The 23,284-nt window shown below is 72.2% G+C and carries 26 protein-coding genes and 1 tRNA gene; 18 read left to right on the top strand and 9 right to left on the bottom strand.

What is annotated here, in order from left to right; genetic code table 11:
- Positions 1–63 precede the first annotated feature (63 nt).
- Positions 64–591, top strand: coding sequence for a hypothetical protein (locus QMC84_RS15875; RefSeq protein WP_300376303.1), 528 nt, complete (start codon positions 64–66; stop codon positions 589–591).
- A 235-nt stretch (positions 592–826) separates the two neighbouring features.
- Here QMC84_RS15875 and QMC84_RS15870 read toward each other — a convergent pair whose 3' ends face one another.
- Both QMC84_RS15870 and deoD read right to left on the bottom strand, forming a co-directional pair.
- Positions 827–1,897, bottom strand: coding sequence for an FAD-dependent oxidoreductase (locus tag QMC84_RS15870; protein ID WP_300376301.1), 1,071 nt, complete (start codon positions 1,895–1,897; stop codon positions 827–829).
- 27 nt (positions 1,898–1,924) lie between these two features.
- The gene (gene deoD / locus QMC84_RS15865) at positions 1,925–2,641 is read right to left on the bottom strand and encodes a purine-nucleoside phosphorylase (RefSeq protein ID WP_300376298.1); all 717 of its coding nucleotides are present in this window, start codon (positions 2,639–2,641) and stop codon (positions 1,925–1,927) included.
- 31 nt (positions 2,642–2,672) lie between these two features.
- Between deoD and nudC the strand changes: the two genes are divergently transcribed.
- Entirely contained in the window at positions 2,673–3,599 is a 927-nt protein-coding gene (gene nudC, locus QMC84_RS15860) for an NAD(+) diphosphatase (protein ID WP_300376296.1), read from the top strand.
- Positions 3,600–3,737: 138 nt separating this feature from the next.
- On the opposite strand, the gene QMC84_RS15855 is transcribed toward nudC, so the two are convergent.
- Positions 3,738–3,986, bottom strand: a complete 249-nt coding sequence (locus tag QMC84_RS15855) for a mycoredoxin (protein WP_300376294.1) — start codon at positions 3,984–3,986, stop codon at positions 3,738–3,740.
- A gap of 78 nt (positions 3,987–4,064) precedes the next feature.
- Here QMC84_RS15855 and QMC84_RS15850 point away from each other — a divergent pair, with 78 nt between their 5' ends.
- The 6 genes from QMC84_RS15850 to QMC84_RS15825 all read left to right on the top strand — a co-directional run bounded on the left by QMC84_RS15850 (position 4,065) and on the right by QMC84_RS15825 (position 7,789).
- Complete coding sequence (locus QMC84_RS15850; protein ID WP_300376292.1) at positions 4,065–6,131, top strand: ATP-dependent DNA helicase UvrD2; 2,067 nt, start codon at positions 4,065–4,067, stop codon at positions 6,129–6,131.
- A gap of 212 nt (positions 6,132–6,343) precedes the next feature.
- Positions 6,344–6,580 carry a hypothetical protein gene (locus QMC84_RS15845; protein ID WP_300376290.1) on the top strand — a complete coding sequence of 79 codons (237 nt, stop codon included), beginning with the start codon at positions 6,344–6,346 and terminating at the stop codon, positions 6,578–6,580.
- A gap of 138 nt (positions 6,581–6,718) precedes the next feature.
- Entirely contained in the window at positions 6,719–7,042 is a 324-nt protein-coding gene (locus tag QMC84_RS15840; protein WP_011754979.1) for a WhiB family transcriptional regulator, read from the top strand.
- Positions 7,043–7,110: 68 nt separating this feature from the next.
- Positions 7,111–7,275, top strand: coding sequence for a hypothetical protein (locus QMC84_RS15835; RefSeq protein ID WP_300376287.1), 165 nt, complete (start codon positions 7,111–7,113; stop codon positions 7,273–7,275).
- Between the two features lie 36 nt (positions 7,276–7,311).
- The gene (locus tag QMC84_RS15830) at positions 7,312–7,518 is read left to right on the top strand and encodes a hypothetical protein (RefSeq protein WP_300376285.1); all 207 of its coding nucleotides are present in this window, start codon (positions 7,312–7,314) and stop codon (positions 7,516–7,518) included.
- A 37-nt stretch (positions 7,519–7,555) separates the two neighbouring features.
- Positions 7,556–7,789 carry a hypothetical protein gene (locus QMC84_RS15825; RefSeq protein WP_300376438.1) on the top strand — a complete coding sequence of 78 codons (234 nt, stop codon included), beginning with the start codon at positions 7,556–7,558 and terminating at the stop codon, positions 7,787–7,789.
- Positions 7,790–7,814: 25 nt separating this feature from the next.
- On the opposite strand, the gene QMC84_RS15820 is transcribed toward QMC84_RS15825, so the two are convergent.
- A complete protein-coding gene (locus tag QMC84_RS15820; protein WP_300376283.1) occupies positions 7,815–8,567 on the bottom strand; it encodes a hypothetical protein in 753 nt (250 codons plus the stop codon).
- A gap of 157 nt (positions 8,568–8,724) precedes the next feature.
- A complete protein-coding gene (locus tag QMC84_RS15815; RefSeq protein WP_011754982.1) occupies positions 8,725–8,883 on the bottom strand; it encodes a DUF5679 domain-containing protein in 159 nt (52 codons plus the stop codon).
- A 192-nt stretch (positions 8,884–9,075) separates the two neighbouring features.
- On the opposite strand from QMC84_RS15815, the gene QMC84_RS15810 reads away from it, so the two are divergent.
- From QMC84_RS15810 to QMC84_RS15800, 3 genes are all read left to right on the top strand, one after another.
- Positions 9,076–9,951 carry an enoyl-CoA hydratase-related protein gene (locus QMC84_RS15810; RefSeq protein ID WP_300376279.1) on the top strand — a complete coding sequence of 292 codons (876 nt, stop codon included), beginning with the start codon at positions 9,076–9,078 and terminating at the stop codon, positions 9,949–9,951.
- A gap of 403 nt (positions 9,952–10,354) precedes the next feature.
- Positions 10,355–11,413: a PHP domain-containing protein gene (locus QMC84_RS15805; RefSeq protein ID WP_300376277.1), complete on the top strand. Its 1,059-nt coding sequence runs from the start codon at positions 10,355–10,357 to the stop codon at positions 11,411–11,413.
- A gap of 9 nt (positions 11,414–11,422) precedes the next feature.
- The gene (locus QMC84_RS15800) at positions 11,423–11,950 is read left to right on the top strand and encodes a M48 family metallopeptidase (protein WP_300376275.1); all 528 of its coding nucleotides are present in this window, start codon (positions 11,423–11,425) and stop codon (positions 11,948–11,950) included.
- A gap of 33 nt (positions 11,951–11,983) precedes the next feature.
- On the opposite strand, the gene QMC84_RS15795 is transcribed toward QMC84_RS15800, so the two are convergent.
- Together QMC84_RS15795 and QMC84_RS15790 are read right to left on the bottom strand one after the other, a co-directional pair.
- A complete protein-coding gene (locus tag QMC84_RS15795) occupies positions 11,984–12,571 on the bottom strand; it encodes an NUDIX hydrolase (protein ID WP_300376273.1) in 588 nt (195 codons plus the stop codon).
- Complete coding sequence (locus QMC84_RS15790; protein ID WP_300376270.1) at positions 12,568–13,908, bottom strand: zinc-dependent metalloprotease; 1,341 nt, start codon at positions 13,906–13,908, stop codon at positions 12,568–12,570. The genes QMC84_RS15795 and QMC84_RS15790 overlap by 4 nt, the downstream gene beginning before the upstream one ends.
- A 58-nt stretch (positions 13,909–13,966) precedes the next feature.
- Here QMC84_RS15790 and QMC84_RS15785 point away from each other — a divergent pair, with 58 nt between their 5' ends.
- The 6 genes from QMC84_RS15785 (at position 13,967) to QMC84_RS15760 (ending at position 19,849) form a co-directional block, all read left to right on the top strand.
- Entirely contained in the window at positions 13,967–14,392 is a 426-nt protein-coding gene (locus QMC84_RS15785; protein WP_300376268.1) for a molybdenum cofactor biosynthesis protein MoaE, read from the top strand.
- A 179-nt stretch (positions 14,393–14,571) separates the two neighbouring features.
- A complete protein-coding gene (locus QMC84_RS15780; protein WP_300376266.1) occupies positions 14,572–14,817 on the top strand; it encodes a hypothetical protein in 246 nt (81 codons plus the stop codon).
- A 41-nt stretch (positions 14,818–14,858) separates the two neighbouring features.
- On the top strand, positions 14,859–15,923 hold the full coding sequence (locus tag QMC84_RS15775; protein ID WP_300376264.1) for a PDZ domain-containing protein: 1,065 nt from the start codon (positions 14,859–14,861) through the stop codon (positions 15,921–15,923).
- Entirely contained in the window at positions 15,920–16,552 is a 633-nt protein-coding gene (locus QMC84_RS15770; protein ID WP_300376262.1) for a PPA1309 family protein, read from the top strand. Before QMC84_RS15775 ends, QMC84_RS15770 begins: the two co-directional genes overlap by 4 nt.
- Positions 16,549–19,572: a UPF0182 family protein gene (locus QMC84_RS15765; RefSeq protein WP_300376260.1), complete on the top strand. Its 3,024-nt coding sequence runs from the start codon at positions 16,549–16,551 to the stop codon at positions 19,570–19,572. Before QMC84_RS15770 ends, QMC84_RS15765 begins: the two co-directional genes overlap by 4 nt.
- Before the next feature lie 203 nt (positions 19,573–19,775).
- Positions 19,776–19,849, top strand: a tRNA-Met gene (locus QMC84_RS15760).
- Between the two features lie 447 nt (positions 19,850–20,296).
- On the opposite strand, the gene QMC84_RS15755 is transcribed toward QMC84_RS15760, so the two are convergent.
- Both QMC84_RS15755 and QMC84_RS15750 read right to left on the bottom strand, forming a co-directional pair.
- Positions 20,297–21,826: a hypothetical protein gene (locus QMC84_RS15755; RefSeq protein ID WP_300376258.1), complete on the bottom strand. Its 1,530-nt coding sequence runs from the start codon at positions 21,824–21,826 to the stop codon at positions 20,297–20,299.
- Positions 21,816–22,169, bottom strand: a complete 354-nt coding sequence (locus tag QMC84_RS15750) for a hypothetical protein (RefSeq protein ID WP_300376256.1) — start codon at positions 22,167–22,169, stop codon at positions 21,816–21,818. Before QMC84_RS15750 ends, QMC84_RS15755 begins: the two co-directional genes overlap by 11 nt.
- A gap of 227 nt (positions 22,170–22,396) precedes the next feature.
- Between QMC84_RS15750 and QMC84_RS15745 the strand changes: the two genes are divergently transcribed.
- Positions 22,397–23,275 carry a hypothetical protein gene (locus tag QMC84_RS15745; RefSeq protein WP_300376254.1) on the top strand — a complete coding sequence of 293 codons (879 nt, stop codon included), beginning with the start codon at positions 22,397–22,399 and terminating at the stop codon, positions 23,273–23,275.
- Positions 23,276–23,284: the final 9 nt, after the last annotated feature.

Here is a 23,284-nt window from a genome sequence, read left to right as displayed (position 1 = left end):
TGCGCGATGCACGGTAGCCAGACCTGCTCAGGCGACCCCGACGTCTGCGATGACGGGACAGTGATGGTCTACACGTCGTACGTTCTCGAGAGCGGCGAGATCGTCGAGGGCGGCACGAACTGTCCAGAGGACGCGGTTGCCGCGCCGCCGGTCGTGACGCCGGGTCTGGTGCTGCGGGCGTTGCGGCGGATCCCGTTGCCGGCCTCGGAGCTGGTGGTGCAGCCGCCGGGTGGCCGGACGTTGGTGAACTTCGAGACGAACTTCTACACCGAGCGGGGGGAGCTGACCCGGGTGGTGCGGTTGTTGGGGCGGCGGGTGGAGCTGCGGATCTGGCCGGAGTCGTTCACCTGGCGCTACGGGGACGGGGCGAGTGAGCGGACCAGTAGTGCGGGGTCGCCGTATCCGGATCTGGAGATCACGCACCGGTACCTGGCGAAGGGCCGGGTGGCGGTGAGTGTGGATACGACGTATGCGGCCGACTTCCGGGTCGGGGCCGGTGCGTGGCGTGGGGTGGACGGGACGGTGACGATCCCCGGGGCGGCCGAGGGGCTGCGGGTGGTGACGGCTCGGCCGGTGCTGGTCGGCGGCTGAGCCAGGCGGACCCGCGACGGACCCGACCGACCCGGCCCGCCCGGTGCCGAGAGCAAAGTGCGGTTGCTGGGATGAGCCAGGTCGATCCGATCAACCGCGCTTTGCCCGCCGCCCCTGCCAGCTGCCCCCGCCGACTGCGGCCGCCCGCGCCCCGCCGAGCGCGGCCGCCGCCCGCGCCCCTGCCGACCGACTGCCGACCGCCCCCGACTGCTCGCAACCGGCCGCGGTGGCGCGGTCAGGCGGTCGAGACGTCCTCAGCGACCCGCGCCCGGTCGAGCCAGGTGGCGACGCCGCGGGCGGCCGCCCGGCCGGCCCGGTTGGCGCCGATCGTGCTCGCCGAGGGCCCGTAGCCGACCAGCTGGACCCGCGGATCGGCGAGCACCGTCGTACCGGCGTGGTCGAGCTGGATCCCGCCGTGGGTCGAGCGCAGGCGCAGCGGAGCGAGGTGGCCGATCGCCGGCCGGAAGCCGGTGGCCCAGACGATCGCGTCGGCCGGCCACCGGCTGCCGTCGGGCATCCGGACCCCGTCCGCCTCGATGCGGACGAACATCGGGTGACGCTCGTAGGCGCCGAGCCGCTCCGCCGCGAGCTCCTGCTCACGCAGCACCAGCCCGGTCACGCTGACCACACTGGTCGGCGGCAGCCCGCGGCGCACCCGGTCCTCCACCAGCGCGACGGCCTCGCGACCCCGGTCGGGCGTGAAGTCGTCGCTGCGCCAGACCGGCTCGCGCCGGGTCACCCAGAGGGTGCCGGCGGCAACCGGCGCGACCTCGCCGAGCAGCTGGACCGCCGACGCTCCGCCGCCGACGACGACCACCCGCCGGCCCCGGAAGTGCTCGGGCCCGGGGTAGTCGCGCGTGTGCAGCTGCTCGCCGCGGAAGTCGCCGATGCCCGGGTAGTAGGGCAGGTGCGGCTGGGTCCAGGTGCCGGTGGCGTTGACGATCGTGCGGGCCGTCCAGGTGCGGTCCCCGGCGTGCACCACGAGCAGGTCGCCGGTCGACTCGACCCGGTCGACCCGCACCGGGCGCAGCACCGGCAGCCGGTGCGCGCGCTCGTAGGCGTCGAAGTACGCCGGCACCACGGCGTTGGCCTGGCCGGCCCCGTCGGCGGGAGCGTCCGAGTCCGGCAGCGCCGCGATCCCGTGCACGTCGCGCATGGTCAGCGAGTCCCAGCGGTGCTGCCAGGCCCCGCCGGGCTCCGGGTCCGCGTCGAGGACGACGTGGTCGATCCCGCGCCGGGTGAGGTGGTACGACGCGGAGAGGCCGGCCTGGCCCGCACCGATCACCGCCGAGTCGAGGATGTCCATGTCCTCTGAACGCGCCGGCCCGGTCGGTTAGTCCTGGGCCAGCCCGGCGGCGAGGGCGATCTCCACCATGGTCCCGAACGTCTGCTCGCGCTCCTGCGCGGAGGTCTCCTCGCCGGTCACGATGTGGTCGCTGACCGTGCAGATCGTGAGTGCGCGTCGGCCGTGCTTGGCGGCGAGCGTGTAGAGGGCGCTCGCCTCCATCTCGACTGCGAGCACGCCGAACTCGACCATCCGGGCCGCGAGCTCGGGCCGGGCCGGGTAGAAGGAGTCGCTGCTGAAGATCAGCCCGACGTGCACCCCTTCGGCCAGCTGCTTCGCCGTGGCTGCGTCGTGGGCGCCGCGGAGCAGGCCGAAGTCGGCGACCGGGGCGTAGTCGAGCCCCTCGAACCGGATCCGGTTCATCGCGGAGTCCGTGCAGGCTCCGGACGCGATGACGATGTCGCGGACGGCGAGCCGCTCGCTCAACGCGCCGCACGAGCCGACCCGGATGATCGACCGCACGTCGTACTCCCGGAACAGCTCGTTGACGTAGATCGCCATCGACGGCTGGCCCATCCCGGAGCCCTGCACCGAGACGCGCTGTCCCTGCCAGGTGCCGGTGTAGCCGTACATCCCGCGCACCTCGGTGTAGCAGCGCGCGTCGTCCAGGAACGTGTCCGCGATCCACCGCGCCCGCAGCGGGTCTCCGGGCATCAGGACGAGAGGGGCGATGTCGCCCGGCCGGGCGCCGACGTGGGTGCTCACGTGGGACAAGGCTAGGGCTAACCTCGCCCGGGTGACATATCCGCACGAGCGGCTCTCGGCCAACCCCCACGACCGCACCGCGCTGCACCGCGGGGACGACGAGTGGCTCGAGCAGCGGTGGGCCGATCTGCGGTCACGGGTCCTGGTCGTCTCCGGCACCCGGGTCCGTCCTCGGGACGGGCGGATCGAGTGGGTCTCCCCGGCCGACGCGCCGGACGGGCTGCGGGTGCTGCTCGGGGAGCACGACGGCCGGGCGTGGTTCGCGGTGGTGACGGACGCGACGCTCTCGAGGGCCGGCGACCCGGCGGAGTGGACATCGCTGCGGGGGTTGCTCCCGTACCTGGCCGGGAGCGGGGCCGAGACCGATGCGGTGACCGGCGCACCGCTGGTCCTCCACGCGCTCGGCCTGGCCGAGTGGCTCTTCGTGAACCGCTTCTGCCCGCGCTGCGGCGAGCCGCTGCGGCCCCGGTCGTCCGGCCACGAGCTGGCCTGCGACAACGGGCACACCCAGTTCCCGCGCACCGACCCCGCCGTGATCATGGTCGTCACGTCCGGCGAGCCGGGGGCCGAGGACGAGCGCTGCCTGCTCGGCCGGCAGGCGGCCTGGCCGCAGGGGCGCTACTCCACGCTCGCGGGCTTCTGCGAGCCGGGGGAGACCCTCGAGGACGCCGTACGCCGGGAGGTCCTCGAGGAGGTCGGCGTCCGGGTCGGTCCGGTGGAGTACTTCGGCAACCAGCCCTGGCCGCTGCCCGCCAGCCTGATGCTCGGCTTCGTGGGCCGGGCGCTGACGACCGAGGTGCGCGTCGACGAGCACGAGATCGAGGACGCCCGCTGGTTCACCCGCGCCGAGATGAAGGCGCTCGCCGAGGCCGGCACCCTGGTGCTCCCCGGAGGCGTCTCGATCAGCCGGTCCCTGGTCGAGCACTGGTACGGCGGCCCGCTCCCGGGACATTGGTGACCGCGTCTCGCGCGTCGACTTCGTCGCCGCGCGGGCCGCGGGATCGGTCTCGTGGTCGGTCGTCCGACGCCGTGGTCACGGTGGGCGTGCGGCTACGGCGCGGTCGGACAGCTGACCGGCGAGACCCGCAGCGGGGCGTTAGACGGAGAGCGCGGCGAGCTTCTCCTTGACCTGGGCCACGGACGGGTTGGTCTGGGCGCTGCCGTCGGCGTAGACGAGGGTGGGGACCGTCTGGTTGCCGTTGTTGGCGGTCTCGACGATCTTGGCGGCCTCGGGGCTCTGCTCGATGTCGACGATCTCGTAGGTGATGCCCTCACGGTCGAGCTGGCTCTTGAGCCGGTGGCAGTAGCCGCACCACGGGGTGGTGTACATCGTGAAGGAGCTCATCTGGGACTGTCGCCTCCGGCGTCTAGGGTTTGACGTGCACCCGATCCAACGCCTCGCCCTCAGGAGATGTTCCCCCGCATGGCCACGCCCGCCGACCTGCTGACCGCGCTCGATCCCGAGCAGCGCCAGGTCGCCGAGGCGCTGCGCGGGCCGGTCCGGGTGCTCGCCGGCGCGGGCACCGGCAAGACCCGCGCGATCACCCACCGGATCGCGTACGGCGTGGCCTCCGGGGTCTATGCCCCCACCGAGGTGCTCGCCGTCACGTTCACCACCCGGGCGGCAGGCGAGATGCGCAGCCGGCTGCGGACCCTGGGCGCCGGCCCCGTCCAGGCCCGCACCTTCCACTCCGCCGCGCTGCGCCAGCTGCGCTACTTCTGGCCGACCGCGTACGGCACCGAGCTGCCGACCCTCATCGAGTCGAAGATCGGCCTGCTCGCGACCGCGGCCCGGCGCCAGCGGCTCAACGCGGACCAGGCGCTGCTGCGCGACCTGGCCTCGGAGATCGAGTGGGCCAAGGTCAGCAACGTGCACCCCGACGAGTACCCCGCCGTCGCGGCCCAGCGCGGGCGCAGCGTGTCGGGCCACGACCCCGACACCGTCGGCCGGGTCTTCGGCAACTACGAGGAGGTCAAGCGCGGCCAGGGCCGGATGGACATGGAGGACGTCCTGCTGCTGACCGCCGGCCTGCTCGCCGAGGACGAGCGGGTGGCCGCGCAGGTGCGCCGCCAGTACAAGTGGTTCGTCGTCGACGAGTTCCAGGACGTCTCGCCGATCCAGTCCGCGTTGCTCGACCTGTGGCTCGGCGGCCGCGACGAGCTGTGCGTCGTGGGCGACCCCGCGCAGACCATCTACTCCTTCGCCGGGGCGAACGCCGCCTACCTGCGCGACTTCCCGTCCCACCATCCCGGCACCACCTCCATCGAGCTGGTCCGCAACTACCGCTCCACCCCCGAGGTCGTCGCGGCCGCCAACGCGCTGCTCGGCGGCTCCGCGAGCGCCGGTGTCCAGCTCCGGGCGCAGCGGCCCTCGGGCCCGCCGGTCACCTACACCCCGCGCCCCGACGAGGTCGACGAGGCGGAGTCGGTCGCCGCGCAGGTGCTCCGGCTGCGCGACGCCGGTCGCTCGCTCGGGCAGGTGGCCGTGCTGTTCCGGATCAACGCCCAGTCCGAGGCGTTCGAGGAGGCCCTGGCCGCGCGCGGCCTGCCGTACGTCGTGCGCGGCGCCGCCCGGTTCTTCGACCGCGCCGAGGTCCGCGAGGCGGTCACCCGGCTGCGCGGAGCGGCCCGCTCCGGGGAGGCGGCGCGGGCCGCCGACAGCGGCGACGGCGACTGGGTCGACGTGGTGCGGGCGATCCTGGCCGGGATGGGCTGGAGTCCGGAGGCGCCCACGACCCGCGGCCAGACCCGCGACCGGTGGGAGTCCTGGCAGGCGCTGGTCGACCAGGCGGCCCAGTTCGCCGCCGAGACCGCACCCGGCGGCGAGCCCGCCGACCTCGGCGCGTTCGTCGACCACCTCGACCGGCGCGCCGCCGAGCAGCACGCCCCGGTCGCCGACGGGGTCACCCTCGCGACCTTCCACGCCGCCAAGGGCCTCGAGTGGGACTCGGTGTTCCTGTGCGGCCTCCAGGACGGCACCCTCCCCATCACCTACGCCGACACCCCGGCCGCGGTCGAGGAGGAGCGCCGGCTGCTCTACGTCGGGATGACCCGGGCCCGGGTGGACCTCACGCTCTCCTGGGCGCTCTCGCGCAACCCCGGCGGCCGGGGCTCCCGCAAGCCCTCGCGGTTCCTCGAGCCGCTGCTGCCCGACGAGGTGCGCGCCGCCCGCGAACGGCCGCGCGGCCGCAAGGTGGCCAACTGCCGCGAGTGCGGCCGCCCGCTGGCCACCGGCCAGGAGCTCAAGCGCGGCCGCTGCACGGACTGCCCGGCGTCGTACGACGAGGAGCTCTTCGAGCGACTGCGCGAGTGGCGCCGCGAGCGCGCCGGCGAGGAGAGCGTGCCCGCGTTCGTGGTGTTCACCGACGCGACCCTCCAGCTGATCGCCGAGCACAAGCCACGCACCCCCGAGGCGCTGCTGCGGATCAACGGGATCGGCCGGTCCAAGCTCGAGCGCTACGGCGACGAGGTGCTGACGGTCGTCGGCTGAGAGGCGGGCAGCCGAGCCGGTCGAGGGGCCGGTCGAGGGGCCGGCAGACGGGGTCGGCAGCGTCTCCGCGGCAACTCCTCCAGATATTTCGCGAAATGCCCACTAAATGGTTTGCCCATTACGGCGGGGAGGCGCTAGTTTTCTCAGCAGCACTGGAACGCGCACACGATCCCGGCAAGATCGGCGCCCGACTCACCGAAGGAGGTGGCCTCGTGAACAGCATCAAGTCCTGGAAGACGGCTCAGAGCCCGTCGCCCTTCGCCATGCCCATTTCCGGCCACACCTTCGGCGTGACCACGCGTGCCACCGATGTCTGCACCGCCGCAGCGACGCTCGTCGTGCGCGATCGGGCAGCCGTCATCGGCAGCACCACGGGCACCACTGAGGACGCGGCTCTCAACCAGTCCTACTTCCCGGGGACCCCTGCCTGGAGACCACCGACCTGTTGACACCCAACAGCATCGGCAGCCTCCAGGCCGCGGAACCCGAACCCCGGGATCCGCGGCCTTCTTGTTTCTCAAGACGGAACAAGAGTCCGGCCAGCACCGCACACCCAACGCGATCAGGTCAGAAGAAGGAGGTGAAACATGACCATCAGTGAACTCGTCCGCACCGATGGGGCTGCCGAGGTGACCCTGGGCCAGCTGCACGACCAGGCCCTCCAGGTCGACGACGAGCTGCTTCCGTGCCGGGCCAACAACCCCGAGCTCTGGTTCGCGGAGTCGCCCAGCGACGTCGAGCACGCCAAGACGCTGTGCCAGGACTGCCCGGTCCGGGCGATGTGCCTTGACGGCGCGCTCGAACGCCGCGAGCCCTGGGGAGTCTGGGGAGGCCAGCTCTTCCTCCAGGGCGTGGTGATCCCACGCAAGCGGCCCCGGGGCCGGCCCCGCAAGAACGAGGTGGCGGCCTGAACGGCTCGCCACCGCCGCTGCGCCCGCAGCAACCGTCCATCTTCGACAACGACGTCAAGGAACCCGACATGATCCACAGCCACGACATCCTGGTACGAGCGCACGTCGACGCTCGCTTGGGTGAGGCGCAGCAGTGCCGACAGGGCCGCCAGCTGGCCCGCGTGCTCCACTCCGGCCGCAGGGCCGAGCAGCTCGCTCAGCAGGCCCGTCTCGCCATCGCCCGCACGCTCTGAGCGTGTAGCCACCGAACACGAAAGTCCGACTTTCCCATGAAGAACACCCAGACCACTGACCCGAACGGAACCATCGAGATGAATCTTCTCCACGAAAACCTGGCCAGAGCACAAATGTCCGAGCGCCTGGGAGAGGCGCAGCAGCTCCGGCGCGGCCACCAGCTGGCTCGCGCACGTCGGCTCAGCCGCAAGGCCGAGCAGGCTGCGCAGCAGGCGCGGCTCGCCCTCGCTCGCGCACTCTAGGAGCCAGCGAGACCCACCCCTTCCCTGATCGCGGGTGATGAGAGCAGAGAGCCGGGTACGACGCACGTCGTACCCGGCTCTCGCCCTCTCCGGGACTACCCTGGGCGTCGTGATCACCTGCGACTTCTGCGGGCGCCAGGAGGCCGACGAGGCCACGACGCTGACCTGGAGCACCGCGGTCGAGAACGGCCGCAAGCGGGTGTACTGCGAGGAGTGCTCCCGGGCCAACCTGCGCGCCATGGAGGGCAAGCTCGACAGCGAGTACTGGTGACCTGACGGGCTCCCTCGGTCCAGGCTCAGCCCACCAGTCCCTGCGCCCACGAGCAGCCGCAGTGCGGGTGTCGGGCCCAGGCGCGCCGTACCGGGCTGAGGTCGGGGGCCACGGCGACCGTCGCCGACCAGGTCGACGGCGACCGCCCGGCGAGGTAGGAGAGCACGTCCCGCACCGCCCACGCGGCAGCGAGGGTCCGCAGCGTCGGGTCGTCCGGGCCGCCCGGCCGCCCGCCCAGCTGCTCCACGACCACGGCCCGCCGCGGGTCGTGCTCGCCACGGTGGGCGTCGACGCAGCGCAGGCAGGCCGTCGCGCCGGGCACCACGAACGGCCCCACGGTGTAGCCGAGCGGTGACCCGGCGACCAGGAGGTGCGGTCGGCCGTCGCGGACGTGGACGTCGACCTCGCTGCGGCGGACCTCCCCGTCGGCCAGCACCAGCGCCACGGCGCCGTCGCCGGAGGCCACCGGGCAGCCGGCCGCACGCAGCAGGCGAGCCGCCTCGGCGGCCGCCGGCCCATGGCCGTGCACGCCCACCGCCGCGGTCGGCTGCGCCACGGGCTCGTTCTCGGTGAGCATGCCCGCGCGTGCGAGGGCGAGCAGCACCCGGTGCGCCTCGGGGCCGTCAGGTGCCGGGGGCCGTCCGGCCTCCAGGTCGTCGAGGAGATGCTGCACCTCCGGCCGGTCGGGGACCACCAGGCGCCACGGCGGGTCGATGCCGATCTGCAGGTGGTGGTCGTCACGACGGACGGCGTGGAGGCCGGGGCGCAGGAGGGTCATGGACAGCGTCTACCCGGCCCGGGTCGATCCGCCGCGGTCCCTCCACAGGCCGGTCAGCGCGGCCCGGGACGCCGACGGCGGCGCCGCCCGGTCTCGAGGACCGGGGCGACGCCGCCGCCGTCAGAAGAGTCGGGGCGCTACGCGCGGAAGTGTCGCGTCACGCCTTGCCGAGGATGCGGTTGAGGTTGGTGCCGCACACCGGGCAGACGGCCTTCGCCATCCGGGTGCCCTTGTCGTTCACCTTGACCTCGCCCTCGGCCTCGCGCTTCTCCTTGCACTTCACGCAGTAGAACTCGCCGCTCCAGGTCTCCGCCATGACGGCCTCCTTGCCTATGAATAACTGGTCGTCGCGACGGGGCAGAGGGGAAGACCCGCCGGAAGTCCGACGGCGGATGCCGCCGAACCGACACAGACCCTACGGCACCGGCGGTGAGATGCGCGTCAGGCGCACCGTGAGCGGTGAATCCGGTCACGGCGCGGCGCGGCGCCGATCAGTACGTTGTGCCCCATGTCTGCCCCTACTCCCGCCCCCACGCCGGCCCCCACGTCGGCCTCCACATCGGCCTCCTCGTCGGCCCCCACGGCCGCGCCCCCGGAGCTCACGCACCTGCGCCTCGAGCGGCCCGCCGAGGGCGTCGCCGTCCTCACCCTCGACAACCCCGACCAGCGCAACGCGATGTCGGACGCGATGACCGCCTCGTGGGTCGCGGCGGTCGATGCGCTCGCGGCCGACCCGTCCGTGCGGGTCGTCGTCGTCACCGGGTCGGGGTCGGCGTTCTGCTCCGGCGGGAACACCTCGTGGATCGCCAGCGAGCCGGACGCGACCGTGGACCAGCTCCGCACCCGGATGGTCGCGTTCTACCGGGCCTGGCTCTCGATCCGGCGCCTCGAGGTGCCGACGATCGCGGCGGTCAACGGCCCCGCGATCGGTGCCGGCCTGTGCCTCGCGCTCGCCTGCGACCTGCGGTACGCCGCCGCCGGGGCGCGGCTCGGCGCACCGTTCGTCAAGCTCGGCATGCACGCCGGGATGGCCGGCACCTACCTGCTGCCGAACGTGGTGGGGGAGGCCCACGCGCGCGACCTGCTGCTCACCGGCCGCGTCGTCGACGCCGACGAGGGGCTACGCCTGGGCCTGGTGTCGCGGGTGATCGAGCCCGACTCGTTCCTCGACGAGGTGCTGTCGACCGCCGAGGGGATCGCCGCCACCGCTCCGATCGCCAGTCGGCTCACCAAGCTGGCGTTGGTCGACGGCGGTCACGCCGACTTCGAGAGCTGCCTGCAGTGGGAGGCGATGGCCCAGCCGATCACGCTGGCGACCGCAGACCTCCAGGAGGGGATCCGCGCCGCGCGGGAGAAGCGGGCGCCGGTCTTCACCGGCCGGTGACCCGCGCGGCACCTGGAGCGCACGACGCCCACGTCGACGTCCCGGGAGCCTTTCCCTGCGAGAAGACGTGAGGAGGCCCCCGACCACCTCAGGACACTTGCCTTCCCCTTGCGAGCGTCCGTCCGCGGCCGAGGGCCTCATCTGCCACCCACGCTAGGAGGCGCGACGCACGAGGGTCAACGCCGCGCCACCCCACCCTGTGGACAGCCCTGTGGACAAAGCTGTGGAGAAGCTGCTCGGCCGGTGGAGGACCCCGGTCCCGCCCGGGATCAACCTGTGGACAGCGCCGGCCGGCGACGTCCGCACGGACGACGTACCCCACCCTGACCAGGGACAATGGCTGTCCACCGGGTGTGGAGGAAAGAAACCCGGACCGAACCCAGGAGAGACGAGGGCCAGCGGCGTGCCGGACCAGACCGACGACGGCGGCTACCACGAGGGGCCGGTCGCGGCGCTGCGCCGGATCGCGTTCCTGCTCGAGCGCGGCCGGGAGGACACCTACAAGGTCAAGGCGTTCCGCGGCGCCGCCGCGGCGATCCTGCCGCTGTCGGCCGAGGAGGTCGCCGCGGCGGTGGCGGAGGACTCCCTGACGTCGCTGCCCGGGGTCGGGGCGAGCACCGCGCGGGTGATCGCCGACGCCGTGCAAGGGGTGCTGCCGGCGCGGCTGGCCGAGCTCGAGCGCGAGCACGGCGGCGACCTGACCACCGGCGGTCAGGGACTGCGCGGCGCCCTGCGCGGCGACCTGCACTCGCATTCCGACTGGTCCGACGGCGGCTCCCCGATCGAGGAGATGGCGTTCACCGCCATCGAGCTCGGGCACGACTACCTCGTGCTCACCGACCACTCGCCGCGGCTCACCGTCGCCCACGGCCTCAGCGCGGAGCGGCTGACCCGTCAGCTGGGCGTCGTCGAGGCGGTCAACCGCCACCTGTCCGCCGTGGACGACTCCTTCACGCTGCTCAAGGGGATCGAGGTCGACATCCTGGACGACGGGTCGCTCGACCAGGACGACGACCTGCTCGCGCAGCTCGACGTGCGGGTCGCCAGCGTGCACTCCAAGCTCAAGATGGATCCCGCCGACATGACCCGGCGGATGATCGGCGCGATCCGCAATCCGCGCACGAACGTGCTCGGTCACTGCACCGGCCGGCTGGTGACCGGCAACCGCGGCACCCGCCCCGGTTCCCGGTTCGACGCCGCCGCCGTCTTCGAGGCGTGCGCCGAGCACGACGTCGCGGTCGAGATCAACTCCCGGCCCGAGCGGCGCGATCCGCCGACCGCGCTGCTGGAGCTGGCCCGCGACACCGGCTGCGTGTTCTCCATCGACAGCGACGCCCATGCCCCGGGTCAGCTGGACTTCCTGGTCTACGGGTGCGAGCGGGCCGAGGCCGCCGGCATCGATCCCGACCGGATCGTCAACACCTGGCCGCGGGACCGGCTGCTGGCGTGGGCGAGGAAGTAGCGTTCGGCCATGGGACGGCCCGAGGTGGAGGTACGGCGCTCGAAGCGGCGCCGCCGTACCGTCTCGGCCTACCGCGACGGTGACCGGATCGTCGTGATGATCCCCGCGTCCCTCTCGCGGCGCGAGGAGGCGGAGTGGGTGGAGAAGATGCTCACCCGGCTGGAGCGGTCCGAGCGCCGGCGGCGGCCCAGCGACGACGACCTGATGCGCCGGGCGCAGGACCTCAGCGACCGCTACCTCGGTGGCCTCGCGTCCCCGGAGTCGGTGCGCTGGGTCGACAACCAGCAGACCCGTTGGGGATCGTGCACCCCCGGTGATCGCACCATCCGCCTCTCCGCGCGGCTGCAGGGGATGCCGTCGTGGGTCGTGGACTACGTGCTCGTCCACGAGCTCGCGCACCTGCTCGAGCCCGGGCACGACGCCGGCTTCTGGGCGTGGGTGGACCGCTACCCGCGCGCCGAGCGCGCCAAGGGCTACCTCGCCGGCTGGTCGACTGCCGCCCGGCTCGACCCGCCGCCCGACGAGGAAGTGGACTAGGGGGACCGCTCGCCGATCGAGCTGCGAGGTGCGCTAGCGACGGGCCTCGAAGCCACCGTCCGCGACGCGCGCCCGCGCGAGCTCCACCAGCTCGACCAGGTCGGCCTGCGGGTCGGGGAGCGCGTCGAGCGGCCACCAGCGCAGGTCCAGCGACTCCTCGCTGATGGCGTGCACGGCGCCGGGAGGAGCGACCGCGACGAAGCGGACGTCGAGGTGGTGCACCGGCCGCGCTGGCCCGTTCGTGCCGCAGAACGGTACGGCGTGCTCGCTGAGCTGCACCGGCGCCGGGTCGAGCCGCAGCCCGGCCAGGCCGGACTCCTCGGTGGCCTCGCGCAGCGCGGCACCGACCAGCGTGGCGTCGCCGGGCTCGCAGTGGCCCCCGAGCTGGAACCACGCGCGGGCCTTGGCGTGCAGGGTGAGGAGCGCCGTCCCGTGGTCGGCGTCCAGCACCAGCGTGCTCGCGGTGAGGTGGTCGGGGCGGCAGGTCCGGTCCAGGCCGTCGGGGTGGGCGGCCAGATGCTCGACGTACCGCTGCCGCAGCGCCTCCTGGGCGCGCCCGGGCGCCCGCCAGCCGGTCAAGGCCGCCAGCGCGTCGGCGTGCAGGTCCAGGTGGGGCGTCACTCCCCGAGCAGCTTCTTCAGCTCGGCGTCGAAGTCCTCGTCGCTGAGCTGGGGCGGAGCGGTGGCGTCCTCGCGGAAGCCGAGCGGGTCGTCGAGGTCGGCCGCGGTCGGCAGCAGGTCCGGGTGCATCCACACGCCGTCGCGGGCCTCGACGCCCTGCCGGGTGCGCAGCGAGCCCCACAGCGTCGACGCGTCCCGCAGCCTGCGTGGGCGCAGCTCCAGCCCGACCAGGCTCGCGAACGTCTCCTCGGCCGGCCCGCCCGCCGCACGGCGTCGGCGGAACGCCTCCTGCAGCCTGGCCGCCGGCGGCATCCGCTCGGCGGTCGCCTGGCCGACGACCTCGTCGACCCAGCCCTCCACCAGGGCCAGGGTCACCTCGAGGCGCTGGAGAGCGGACTCCTGGGCCGGCGAGCGCGGCAGGTCGAACATGCCGCTCTCGAGGAGCTGCTGCATCGACGCCGGGTCGGTCGGGTCGATGCCGCGCATCTGCTCCTCGATCCGCGACTGGATGCCCTCGGCGTTGATCTGGATGCCGCGGGCGTAGTCGGCCACGGCGCCGATCAGGTGGTCGCGCAGCCACGGCACGTGGACGAAGAGCCGCTGATGGGCGGCCTCGCGCAGCGCGAGGTAGAGGAGCACGTCGTCCTCGCTCACGTCCAGGCCGTCCGCGAACGCCGCGACGTTCGCGGGCACCAGCGCGGCCTTGCCGGGCGCTGCCAGCGGCAGCCCGATGTCGGAGACGCTGAGCACCTCGGCGGCCAGGGCCCCCAGCCCGGAGCCGACCTGGGAGGCGAGCATGCCGCCGACGGCCTGGCCCAGGATCCCGAGCAGCGGCCCGGACATGGCGCGAGCCTCCTCGGGCAGCGCACCGCCGAGTGCCTGCACCGACGACTCCGCGATCGGCTCGACGAGCACCTTCCACACGTCGGTGGTGCCGACCACCCACTCCGCGCGGCTCCAGGCCGCGGTGGAGGTGACGCCGGACGGGAAGGTGGTGGTGTCGTCGAGCCAGTGGTCGGCGAGCCGGACGGCGTCCGCGACCGCGTCGCGCTGCTTCTGGCTCGGCGTCGGGTCGGGGGACTGCGCGACGGCCTTGCGGGCGATGTCCAGCGCGAAGTCCCAGTTGACCGGGCCCTCGTGCGGCTGCATGAGGAACTGGATCTGGTTGAAGAGCTGGCCCAGGTCGGGCAAGCCGGCCGCGCCGGGTCCACCGGCGCCGGCCGCCCCGCCGAGGGCACCGAAGAGCTGCTCGAACGGCGTGCCCTTGAAGGGGTTCTGGCCGCGGTCCGGTCCCGGCTCGTTGCCGTCGTCGGGTGTCTCGCCCGGCTTGTCGTTCATGGCTCCACGGTACGCGGCCCCCGGTCAATGCGAACCGGTCGTGTTCTATGGTCACGTCGTGAGCTCTGCCGTTCGTCTCGTGGACCTCCGCGAGACCCCGCTCGACGTCGCCGAGGTGGTCGCCGCGCTCGACGACGACGCCTCCGGTGGCCTGACCCTGTTCGTCGGGCGGGTCCGCGACCATGACGCCGGCAAGGACGTGGACGGGCTCGAGTACTCCGCCCACCCGAGCGCCCTCGACCGGCTGCGCGAGGTCTGCGAACGGGTCGCGGAGGAGTACGACGTGCACGGCGTCGCGGCCGTGCACCGCACCGGCACCCTCGGGATCGGGGACATCGCGGTCGTGGTCGCCACCTCCGCCGCCCACCGCGGCGACGCGTTCGTGGCCTCGAAGGCGCTGATCGACACGCTCAAGGCCGAGGTGCCGATCTGGAAGCACCAGCGGTTCGGCGACGGCACCGACGAGTGGGTCGGCACGCCGTAGCCGCGTCTCGCGCGTCGACTTCGTCGGCGCGGGCCGCCGCTCTGGGGGCGGCCTGACACCGAACGGTTGCGGTCGGCGAGTCGGCTGCGGGGCCAGGCTGAGCACCCACACCGGCAGGGGGCCGAGTCAGACCCGCGAGTCTCAAGGGTTTGGTTGCCGTACTCGCCTAGGCTCGGGGCGTGGAGATCCTGCTCTGGCTGGTGCCCTCGGTCGTCGTCACGGTCGTGGCGATGCTCTGGGTCGCCTGGCTCGGTCGCGAGGGCCGCGGCGAGATCGACCGCGAGGTCGCCGTGCGCCGGCTGGCCGCGGCGCTGGAGCCCGATCCGCGCCGGCGCCGCCGGCCCATGCCCGGGTACGCCGTGCCGCCGCCGGCGGACGACCGCTCCACCGGCATCGCCGTACGCCCGTCGCGGCGCGTCTCCTAGGTCGCCCGCCCCGCCTAGGTCGCATCTGACAGGCTTGCGCCATGACGCAGCGCACCCTGGCCGGGCTCCTCGCCGTGCCGCTGCTGATCGGGCTGTGGGTGACGGCCGCGCTCAAGCCGCTGCCGTTCGTCACCTACGAGCCCGGACTCACCCTGGACGTGCTCGGCACCAACCAGGAGGGCAAGGAGATCATCGAGGTCTCCGGCCACCCGGCGTACCGCGACACGGGCGAGCTGCGGATGACCACCGTGTACGTGTCCCAGCCCGAGCCGAAGGGCAGCAACAGCCTCTTCGAGCTGATGCGCGACTGGCTCAGTGACGAGGACGCCGTCTATCCGTACGACGCCGTCTACCACGAGGGCGAGACCGTTGAGCAGAACCGCCAGGAGGGCGCCCAGGAGATGACCAGCTCGCAGGACGCCGCCACCGCGGTCGCCCTCGAGGAGCTGGGCTACCACGTGACCGAGGCGGTCGTCGCGGGTGTCGCGAAGGACACCCCCGCGGACGGCGCCCTCGAGACCGGCGACGTGCTGCTCCGCGTCGGCGACACGCCCGTCTCGACCGCCGACCAGGTCGTGGACCTCGTGGGCGCGTTGGACGAGGGCGACCCGGTGCACCTGCTGATCCGGCGCGACGGTGACCGGCGGGCGCTCTCGATCACCCCGGAGCTGAACGACGGCCGACCCCAGATCGGCATCCAGGTCGGGACCCAGGCCAAGCCCGACCTGCCGGTCGAGGTCGACATCGCCATCGACCCGAGCATCGGCGGGCCCAGCGCCGGGCTGATGTTCTCCCTGGGCATCTACGACACCCTGACCCCGGGCTCGCTGAGCGGCGGCGCCACGATCGCCGGCACCGGCACCATCGACGCCGCGGGCAACGTCGGCCCGATCGGCGGCATCCAGCAGAAGATCGTCGGCGCGCGCGACGCCGGCGCCGAGCTCTTCATGGTGCCGCCCGACAACTGCGCGGAGGCGCTCGGCGCCCCGAACGGCGACATGCGACTGGTGCGCGCCGACACGATGCACGACGCGCGGGTGGCGATCGCCGCCTGGGTCAAGGACCATGACGCGGACCTGCCGAGCTGCGAGGAGAGCGAGAAGTGACGGACTTCGACCCGGAGCTCAGCGGAGCCCTCGCCGACGACCTGGACGCGGACCCGGCCCTCGCGTCCGCGGTCCTCGAGATCGAGAGCCACATCGCGGCGGACGGTTGGGACCAGCCGGCGCGGCTGTACGCCCTGGTCGACACCGCCGCACTCGTCGAGCGGGAGCCGGCGCTGGCCGCAGCGATGGGCCTGGACTCCGCATCGGCGCAAGGCTCGCTGACCCCGATCGAGCAGGACCAGCTCCGGCCCGACCAGCCCCTCGAGGTCGCGCTGGAGTCGATCGTGTGGCCGCCCGAGGTCGCCGGCTGCGCCGCGGTCGTGGAGCGGCTGGTGCTGCCACCGGACGCGGATCCGCTGATCCCCGCGGACCCGGCCTCGGCGGAGGAGTTCGCGCGCGAGCACCCCGACCGCCAGGACGTGCGGATCGTCGCGGGTGTCACGCGCGCGGGGGCGACGTACTGTGCGTTGCGACTGCGCGCGCACGACGACGACCAGTCGGTCGTGGGCGGCGCCGACCTCGTGCCGGGGCTGCTGCAGCTGCTCGGGGTGACGTTGGACGAGCCCGGGGACACCTCCGGGGATGCTTCCGGAGATGCCTCCGGTGATGAAGGAGAGAAGCAGGGATGAGCGAGCTGTTCGACGAGGCCCCCCGGGACGCCGGACCTCCGGCGCGGTCCGGGTCGCGCCGGTCACGCGCACTGATCATCACCGCCGTGGTGCTGGTGATCGGGTTCCTGGGGCTGAGCACGTTCGCGGGCATCTACACCGACCGGCTCTGGTACGTCTCGGGCGGGTACGGCGAGGTCTTCACCACACTGTTCTGGACCAAGACCGTGCTGTTCTTCGCCTTCGGCATCGGGATGGCGCTGGTCGTGGGCGTGAACATCTACCTGGCCTACCGGTTCCGGCCGTTCTTCCGCCCCAACTCCCCGGAGCAGAACGGGCTGGACCGCTACCGCGAGGCGATCAACCCGATCCGCACCTGGCTCCTGGTCGGTGTCGCGCTGGTGCTCGGCGCCTTCGCCGGCAGCTCGGCGATCGGGGAGTGGCGCGACTACCTGTTGTGGCGCAACGGGACGTCGTTCGGCAGCGAGGACGCCTACTTCCACAAGGACATCGGCTTCTACGTCTTCAACCTGCCGTGGCTGCACTACCTGGTCGACTACGCGATGGCGGTGCTCGTCATCGCGCTGATCGCGGCCGCGGTGGTGCACTACCTGTACGGCGGGATCCGGCTGCAGACCCCCCGCGACCGGCTCTCCGGGGCCGCCCAGGCGCAGATCTCGGTGCTGCTCGGCTTCTTCGTGCTCGCCAAGGCCGCCGACTACTGGCTGGACCGCTTCGACCTGGTCAGCCAGGGCGGCGGCGTGATCACCGGCATGACCTACACCGACGACCACGCGGTGCTGCCGGCCAAGAACATCCTGCTCGGCATCTCCGTCATCTGCGCGGTGCTGTTCTTCGTCAACGTGTGGCGCCGTACCTGGCTGCTGCCGTCGGTCGGACTGGCCCTGCTGGCCGTCTCGGCGATCCTGCTCGGCCTGATCTGGCCGGGCATCGTGCAGCAGTTCCAGGTCAAGCCCTCCGAGGCGGACAAGGAGGCGCCGTACATCGAGAAGAACATCGAGGCGACCCGGACGGCGTACGACGTCGCCCACGTCGACGTGGAGAAGTACGACCCCGCCACCGCGCTGGGCGCCGGCTCCGCGAGCTCGGTCGAGGAGGAGACGTCCTCGGTGCCGCTGGTCGACCCCCAGCTGGTGCGTGACGCGTTCGAGCAGAACCAGCAGGTGCGCGCCTACTACTCGGTCGCGCAGGTCCTCGACGTGGACCGCTACGACGTCGACGGCAACGACCGCGCGCTCGTGCTCGGCGTCCGCGAGCTCGACCAGAGCGGCATGAACGCCGGCGACCGGAACTGGACCAACCTGCACACGGTCTACACGCACGGCAACGGGATCATCGCGGCGTTCGCCAACCAGCGCAGCGAGGACAACAAGACCCAGATCGACAACGCCGACAACACCGGTGACCAGGCGGGCATCGTGTGGGCACAGGGCACCAACGCCGGGCAGGATGCGCTCGCTCGCGCGACCGGAGGCTTCGAGGACCGGATCTACTACGGCGAGCAGAGCCCGGAGTACTCCGTGGTCGGCAAGCCGAAGCCGGACGCCACCGACGTCGAGCTGAACCTGCAGACGGCCGGGTCCGAGGAGGGCTCCACCACGACGTACGACGGGGCGGGCGACGCCAGCGTGGGCGGGTTCTTCAACCAGCTCATGTTCGCCACCAAGTTCGGCGAGCCGAACTTCCTGCTCTCCGGGCGCGTCAACGAGAACAGCAAGGTGCTGTTCAACCGCACCCCGGCCGACCGCGTCGAGAAGGTCGCGCCCTGGCTGACGGTCGACAGCGACCCCTACCCGGCGGTCGTCGACGGCCGGATCCTGTGGATCATCGACGGCTACACCACCACCGACCGCTACCCGCTGTCGGAGAAGGAGTCCTTCCAGACGATGATCGACGACTCCTTGCAGGAGGAGACCGGGCTGCGCACGCTGCCGACCGACGAGATCAACTACATGCGCAACGCCGTGAAGGCGACCGTCGACGCATACACCGGCGACGTCACGCTGTACGCCTGGGACGAGGACGACCCGATGCTGAACGCCTGGCGCAGCGCGTTCCCGGGCACGGTCGAGGACAAGTCGCAGATCTCCGAGGACCTGCTCGACCACCTGCGCTACCCCGAGGACCTGTTCCAGGTGCAGCGCTACCAGTTCGCTCGCTACCACGTGACCGACCCGATCGACTTCTACCAGGGCAACAACCGCTGGCAGGTGCCGGAGGACCCGTACTCCAAGGGCAAGTTCCAGCCGCCGTACCGGCTCTTCGTGGACAGCAACGGCGGCACCGACCAGGTGTTCTCGTTGACCTCGGTGTACGTGCCGTACAACAAGAACAACCTCGCCTCGTTCGTCTCGGTGAACGCGGACGCGACGAGCGACCAGTACGGCCAGATGCAGGTCCTCGAGCTGCCCAACGAGCAGACGCCGGGCCCGGGCCAGGTGGCCAACCAGTTCGCCACCGACCCCGAGGTCGCCAACGAGCTCGCCCAGTTCAACCGCAGCGGCGCGAGGCCGGTGTACGGCAACCTGCTGACGCTGCCGATCAACGACGGGCTGATGTACGTCCAGCCCGTCTACGCGACCCAGGCGCTCTCGGACTCGAGCTTCCCGATCCTGCGCTACGTGCTGGTGAAGTACGGCAATGACATCGGGTTCGGCTCGACCCTGCGCGACGCGCTGGAGAACCTGCTCGGCGTCAGCACCGGCCCCAGCACACAGCCGCCGGACAACACCGGCCAGCCGGACGGCAACGAGAACCCGCCGCCGGTCACCGGCAGCGTCGCCGCGCAGATCCGGGCCCTCCTGGACCAGGCGCAGAGGGCCTTCGACGCCGCCGACGCGGCGCTGGCCGACCAGGACCTCGCCGAGTACCAGCGCCAGATCGGCATCGCCCAGGCCAAGGTCGAGGCGGCCATGGAGCTCGGCCAGAAGCGCGGCTCCTCCGGCCAGCCTTCGGGCTCGCCCTCGGCGTCCTCGTCGTCCTCACCCTCGGAGTCGCCGTCGGCCTCGCCCTCGGACTGACCGACTCCCGGCGGGTCTTGCCCGGCGGCTTGCGAGTTTCATCGGCCGGCCGACGAAGCTCGTGCCCGGACGATGCAACTGCGTCGTCCAGGCACGAGTTTCGTGGCCGACGACTGCGACGCTCCGCGCCCGGCCGCCGGACGAGCCGCAGCGACACCCGATTTGGCCAGCCCGTCGCCGGTCTGTAAGGTTGTGCTCACCGACGCGGGGTGGAGCAGCTCGGTAGCTCGCTGGGCTCATAACCCAGAGGTCGCAGGTTCAAATCCTGCCCCCGCTACAAAGTAAAAGTGCAGGTCAGAGGCGGTTTTCGGAGAGATCCGGGAACCGCCTCTTGCTTTCCCAAGGGCCGCTTGTCCGCAACTTGTCCGCAAGCGCTGCCGTGTGAGTGCCCTTCGATTCGGGAGTGGATGAGGCTGGATAGCCGTGGATGGGCCTGGAATTTGCAGCCCGATGCGATGCGTCCACCGACGTCCGCCCACGACGCGCTGGGGCTAGCGATGCCGCCCAATGGGTCATGCAGAAGTCACGGCCCACTCATTGGCAGGCAGGCAACGAGACTCGGGGACCGGCTACCCCGGCGCCATGGAACCCGGCAACCTAGGCCGCGCGAGTGGAAGTCGCGCCGCCTCGAGGGTCGTCTGCTGGCGCCTGCCACCACGACCGGCCACGACGTGGGAAAGCCACCGAACGGGGGTGTCCGGAGAACCCGGCGCGACGAATCCCCTCATCGACCCCTGTGCCGCTCAGGAAGCACGTGCACGCGCGGCTGCCACTCCGCTGCCCTTTGCTCAAGGACCCCAGCATCGTGCTGCACGAGGCTTGCCTTTGGGGTGCTGCAGTAAGCAGCGGAGGCCGATGCTGCGCTGTGGCAGGCATCGACGGTCCTCAGGCTGGCCTGACGCAAACCGTCCACGACGGGCCTGGGTGCGGGAACGATTCGGCGAGCAAGTATGTCGTGGGGGGAGACCCAGACGACGTCCCCGTCGGGAGCCTGAGTGGCCAGGCCGGCCTCGATGTCGTTGTGCGCCCGAATGGACAGCGCTCGAGCCGGTCCGGTCAGGTTGGGTGCCTCGGCCTTCTCCGCGACGACATACGCCAACTCCGAGCTTGACTCGAGTGTGTGGAGGGTCGCGTCGATGCCGGGCAGAAGGCCGGGCCTGGCGGCAATGACATCGAGGCTGGCCATGGTGGTGGAGGCGTGGGTCAGCTCGCGGTAGGCGGCACGAACTTCGGCGGCCGTGCGCATCAAGTCGGGGTCAAGACGATCACCTGGGGCAGAGAGGTCGCCCCAGCGGCTGGCGAGGTTGCTCCAGGCACGGCCGGCCTCGGCGATCGCCGGTGAGAGCCGGTCAGTGGGCTCGAGATGGCCGGCGTGCTGGGCGGCGTCGACGAGCACGATGGCGGCGCCAGCGATGAGGCCCTGGGTGCGGGTGATGAGGACCATGTTGGTCGGCCATGCGTCGGAGGCGAGGGTGCGGTGGGCCTGGATGTCCCACCCGGCGAGGGCACGGGAGATCCGGGTGTCGTCCTCGATCGGTCGGTTGGCTTCGCCCCGGAGCGCCTGGGTGAACCGTCCGTCGAGGTACCTGCCCGCGGCCGCCTCGGAGACGGCCATGCGGCGGATCCACTCGGTGGTCGGCGGTACGGCGTAGGGGGAGTGACGCCGGTTGAGCTCGATGGGCCGGTTAGTGCCGAGCGCGGCACGGTACCGGCTGTGGCCGTGCTGGTGCAGGGAGACACCGACGGCGTGGGCGCTGACGTACAGGGCGTGCATGATCCGGGCGCGAGCGGCCTCGAGGTCGCGGAAGCTCTCGGCGCGCTGGACCGGGATGTCGGCGCCGTAGCGGTGCACCAGGTCGCTGACGTGACCGAGGGTCCCGGTCATCTGAGTCATGCGCCGATCGGGCCGGCTCGCCGGTGGCCAGCTGCTGCTGCCCAAACTCCTGCCGATCGCGTCCCCAACCGAGACCAGGCGGGTGATGGGTTCATCGCGGGTGTGCGCGCCTGCCCCGAATCCCTGCCCGGGCAGGCTGCTCCACAGCGACGACGCGGCCGTGACCAGGTCGGGCCAGCCGTGGAGGAGCCGGCCGGCGTCGTCGCCGGCGACGTCCATCAGCAGGTGGCGCGCCGTGTGGTCGACGTCGTGCAGCAGCTCGCCGACGGTGCGGATGTCCCGAGAGGTGAGCGGGATCTGCGTGGTGTCGAAGAGCGCGTCGTCGACGTCGGCGAAGCCGCGCCGGCGGTCAGCATCCAAGGTCGCGTGCCTCCCGGATCAGGTCGCACAGGTCGACCACCAGCTGGGAGCTGTTGACCAGGTCGGGGCGGTGGGCCGGGAGCGGCCGGGTGAGCTCCTCCGCGGCCGTGAGCAGCTGCAGCGCGCTCTGCCCCTCGAGGTCCTCCTGGTCGACGTCGGGCAGCTGATAGTCCTCGGGGAGGAGCGAGCTGGCCTGCGCCTGCACCAGGTAGACGCCGAGACCGAGGGACTGCAGCGGTGAGTCGGGCTCGGCCCCTTCCCAGACGCGGGTGGCGGCCTGGTGGAGCAGCTGGGCGATGGAGCCGAGGCGGTCCCAGGTGTCATCGGCGGTGAGGGTGTGCACGGGGTGGTTCCTTTCGGTCGGAGTGGTCCGGGATCGGGTCTGGTCCATGAACCCATGGCGGGGCCGGTCCCTGCTCTGGCGTGGATTGGGGCTGTGGATAACTCCGTTGGTGTCGGCAGCGGGGCACAGACTGGTCTCGTTCGCCTAGGTCGCGCGGAGATCGTCGGACGATCACCCCGCGGCAAAGTCGAGAAATTCGCAAGTGATGACCGATGGAGGTGGTCGAGATGAAGGTCCCGATGACGGTGCTGAGGGTCGTGACCCTCGGGCCTGCGCTGCTGGTGAGCTTCGTCCTCGCCGTGGTGGTGTTCGCGCTGCTCCCGCCGGCGCTGGGCCTGGTGCTGTTCCTGGCCTCGGCGGCCGTGCTGGGCGCGTTGGCGCTGGGCCAGCTCGAGGTGGTGGCGATCGGGTTGCTGACTCGGTCGCGGCCGGCGACGGAGGCCGAGTTCCGGGTGATGGCGCCGGTCCTGGCTGAGCTGGGTGGTCGTGGCGTCGACGTCGACGTCGTTTCCCTGTACGTGCGTCGTGTGCAGCGTCCGCAGACGCCGGTGGCGTTGGCGTTGGCGATCGGGCACCGGGCGGTGGTCATCACGCCGGGCCTGGTGGAGGGGACCTACCGTGGCGGCGTGACCGGCGCGGAGGCTGTGGCGGTGCTTGCGCATGCTGTCGGTCGGCGCCGGGCAATCCGGCCGCGGCTGGAGGCTGCGGTGTTGGCGGCCACGACGCCTTGGCGGATGGTGGTGGCCACGTTCCGCGGTGTGGGTCGGGCGTTTGCCTGGCTGCCGTTCATGCGGGTGGCCTGGACGCTGCGCGGCGTCGTGGGCGTGATCTGCGTGGTGCAGTCGGTCGCTGAGGGCCGGACTTGGCCGGGGCTGCTGGGTGGGGCGGTCATCGCACTGACCTACCTGGTGTCGGCGGCCGGCCGCGTGATCGAGGTCCGCGGGGAGGTTGCTGCGGACCAGCTGGTGGTCGAGCTCGGGCTGGGCGGGGTGCTGGCGGGGCTGCTGCGCCGCTACGGGCATCCGATGACGCTCGAGCGGCTGCAGCGCCTCGAGGCGGCCGCGGAGCCGCCTCAGCGGCCGCGGCTGCACCTGGTCCCCGGCTGAGTCGCGCGT

It is taken from the genome of Nocardioides sp., from assembly GCF_030019515.1.
Lineage (GTDB): Bacteria > Actinomycetota > Actinomycetes > Propionibacteriales > Nocardioidaceae > Nocardioides.
Note: the sequence above shows the minus strand (reverse complement) of the source record. Positions and strands in the feature narration are given on the sequence as shown.